1 protein-coding gene is annotated in these 412 nt (G+C 61.2%); it reads right to left on the minus strand.

The annotated features are described in order from the left end of the window. A partial coding sequence (locus B4F73_RS08425) for an AbgT family transporter (protein ID WP_349679550.1) occupies nt 1–182 on the minus strand: 182 nt, incomplete at its 3' end. Nucleotides 183–412: the final 230 nt, after the last annotated feature.

Below are 412 nucleotides of genomic sequence, written 5' to 3' on the forward strand. Positions count from 1 at the left end.
CCGCCGTCTGTCACCTGCGTCGGGTGCGGCGCGCTGAAACTGGTCCAGGCCGCAATCTGTGAAATCGCCATCAGGGCGATGATCAGATAGAAGAACAGGAAGACCGGATCGGGCAGGCGGTTGCCCGTCTTCTCCACCCATCCCAGGAATCCCTTATTGGTCGCTGCCTCGGCCATGCCCATTTCCCCTGTCAAAACCAGATCAAGCGGGACACCTTATTGCCAATTGCCGCGCTGGCAATATTCCGCCCCATATCCGCCGCAGCCCGCGCACTGGTGACCCCCCGCCAAATGCGCTAATCAGGGGCCATCGTTACAAGACCGGTCCCGCCCATGCCCGATACACAACACGCCGCGCCCAAACAGGGCATTACCGACGAAGGATACCTCACCGACAGCTGGTATCTGGCCGC

Origin of the sequence: Hyphomonas sp. UBA3601 (genome assembly GCF_002375605.1) — a bacterium.
In the GTDB taxonomy this organism is placed as follows: domain Bacteria; phylum Pseudomonadota; class Alphaproteobacteria; order Caulobacterales; family Hyphomonadaceae; genus Hyphomonas.